Below are 2,878 nucleotides of genomic sequence, written 5' to 3' on the forward strand. Positions count from 1 at the left end.
GACCGATACCGCTGGCCTGCGACACATCGTTGGCGACGATGAGATCGGCGCCTTTCTTCCTGAGCTTGGCCTCGGCGTTGCGCAAGAGATCCTGCGTCTCGGCGGCAAAGCCGACGACCAGACCTGGTCGCTGCTTGTGGTGGCCGATGCCCGCCAAGATGTCGGGGTTCTCGACCATGCGCAGCACCGGCGGGCCTTCGCCCGCGACCTTCTTGATCTTCTCGCCGGCCGAATTCTCGGTGCGCCAGTCGGCAACTGCGGCGACGAACACCGCGGCGTCGGCGGGCAGAAGCTGTTCCACCGCGTCGCGCATCTCCTGCGCCCGTTCGACATGGACGGTCTTCACCTCGGCCGGATCGGCGATGCCTACGGGACCGGAGACGAGGCGCACGTCGGCGCCGAGCCTCGCCAATGCCGCGGCGATGGCGTGGCCCTGCTTGCCGGACGACCGGTTGGCGATATAGCGCACGGGATCGATCGGCTCGTGTGTCGGGCCTGACGTGACGATGATCTTGCGCCCCGCCAGCGGCTTGGGGCCGGCATCGAGCAGCGCCTCGACCGCGGCGACGATCTCCAGCGGTTCGGCCATGCGGCCTTCGCCGGCCTCGTTGCTCTCGGCCATCTCACCCTTGGCGGGGCCGACGAAGGCGATGCCGTCCTTGCCCAATGTCGCGCGGTTGCGGCGGGTGGCAGGATGCGACCACATCTTCGGGTTCATCGCCGGGGCCATCAGCACCGGCTTGTCGGTGGCGATGAGCACGGTCGAGGCCAGATCGTTGGCGTGGCCATTGGCGAGCTTGGCCATCAGGTCGGCGGTGGCGGGCGCCACCACCAGGAGGTCCGCTTCGCGCGACAGCCTGATGTGGCCGACATCGTGTTCATCGTTGCGGTCGAACAGGTCGGTGAAGACATGGTCGGCGGAGAGCGCACCGACCGACAGCGTCGTCACGAATTCCCGCGCCGCCGACGTCATGACCACCCGCACCGCCGCACCACGCTCGCGCAGCCTGCGGATCAGGTCGAGCGCCTTGTAGGCGGCGATGCCGCCGCCGATGATCAGCAGGATGCGTTTGTTGGAAAGCGTGCCTCGCGGCAAACTCTTGCCTGCCAAGGCTGACGCCGGGGTGCCTTGCGAATTGGCCAGTTCGTGGAGGGCTTTCTCGATCTGGTCGAGACGGCCTACCGGGCCGACCTGGCCGTCGACAGCGGCCCGGATCATCACCCGCGCCTGTTCTTCCATGGAGCGATCGTTTTCCGCCGCCAGCCGGCGCAGCAGCTCCTTGACCTCATCGTCAAGGTTGCGGATGGTGATGCTGGCCATATGATTGCACTCTACTCATCTTGCCTGATAGCGATGATAGCAATGCAATCAAACTGCCGCAAGCCGCCGGCCCCCCTCGGAGGCCTAAAGTAGCTTCCAGGCAATATAGACCAGCGTCAGCGCGATCACCCACAGCGCCACGCGGCCGGATCGGCTGTAGCGCGCCTCGGCCTTGCCGATGGCGCGGGCGGTGGTCTCGTCGAAGCGCAGCCCGTGCTCCGCCATCAGGTCGATTTCGCGTGACAGCCGGTCAGTGCGCGCCGCAAGCTCCGGTGCCTGGCGCACCAGCGCCAGCAGCGCCTTGGTTCCGTCGCGGGCATCCACCATAAGACCGCGCGGCCCGAGGTTACCGGCGATCCAGCCGCCGACAACCGGTTCGGCGGTCTTCCACATGTTGAAGGCCGGGTCGAGCGTGCGCGCCACGCCCTCGACCACCACCATGGTCTTCTGTAGCAGGATCAATTCAGGCCGCGTCGCCATGTCGAAGAGTTCGGTCACCTCGAACAGCAGCGTCAAAAGCTTGGCCATCGAAATCGTTTCGGCGGGCTGGCCGTGGATCGGCTCGCCGATCGCACGGATCGCCTGCGCGAAGGCAGAGACATTGTGCTGGCGCGGCACATAGCCGGCCTCGAAATGCACCTCGGCGACGCGCAGATAATCGCGTGTGATGAAGCCGTAGAGGATTTCGGCGAGGAAGCGGCGCTCCTTCTTCCCGAGGCGCCCGGCAATGCCGAGATCGACGGCGACGATGGTGCCGTTTGCCTCGACGAATAAGTTGCCCGGATGCATGTCGGCATGGAAGAAGCCGTCGCGCAGCGTATGGCGCAAGAAGGACTGGATGAGGTTGGCGGCGATCGCCTTCAGGTCATGGCCGGCGGCTTCGAGGCCGGCGATGTTGTTCATCTTGATGCCGTCGACCCATTCCATGGTCAGCACGTCGCGGCCGGTGCGCTCCCAGTCGACGGTTGGGACACGGAAGCCGGGGTCATCCCTGGTGTTCTCGCCGAGTTCGGAGAGTGCCGCCGCCTCGAGGCGCAGGTCCATCTCGATCCTGGTGGTCTGGGCCAGCGTCTCGGTCACTTCGACCGGCCGCAGCCGGCGCGAGGAAGGGATGTATTTTTCCTGCAGGCGAGCAGCGAGAAAATAGCTTTCGAGATCGTGGAAGAAGCGGCGGCGAACGCCCGGCCGGATCACCTTCACCGCCACCTGGGTGGCCACGCCGTCATGCATGGTGTCGGCGGTATGCACCTGGGCGATGGATGCGGCCGCAACGGGATCGCCGAACCGCGCATAGAGATCGCCCACCTTGCGCCCGAGCGAGGCCTCGATGGCCGCGATCGCTTCGGCCTTCGGGAAGGTGTGCATTTTGTCCTGCAGCATGGCGAGATCGAGCGCCATGTCGTTGCCGACGACATCGGGCCGCGTCGCCAGGAACTGGCCAAGTTTGACGTAGGAAGGGCCGAGCCGGACCACCGCCTTCGCCAGCCGATCGCTGCGCTCATAGGCGAGCGCGCGGCGGCGGGTGAACAGCCGCGCGCTCGCCTATGAGCGCAGCGA

General features: G+C 66.2%; 1 protein-coding gene and 1 pseudogene. Both read right to left on the reverse strand.

Annotation, left to right across the window (positions count from 1 at the left end; translation table 11 throughout):
• Positions 1 to 1,321 (reverse strand): bifunctional phosphopantothenoylcysteine decarboxylase/phosphopantothenate--cysteine ligase CoaBC (gene coaBC / locus EOA36_RS32515; RefSeq protein WP_210212437.1); only part of this gene is annotated, 1,321 nt, incomplete at its 3' end.
• An 84-nt stretch (positions 1,322 to 1,405) separates the two neighbouring features.
• A pseudogene (gene ubiB, locus EOA36_RS32520) lies at positions 1,406 to 2,857 on the reverse strand (2-polyprenylphenol 6-hydroxylase); the annotation flags it as partial.
• Positions 2,858 to 2,878: the final 21 nt, after the last annotated feature.

Source organism: Mesorhizobium sp. M8A.F.Ca.ET.021.01.1.1 (assembly GCF_003998025.1).
Taxonomy (GTDB): domain Bacteria; phylum Pseudomonadota; class Alphaproteobacteria; order Rhizobiales; family Rhizobiaceae; genus Mesorhizobium.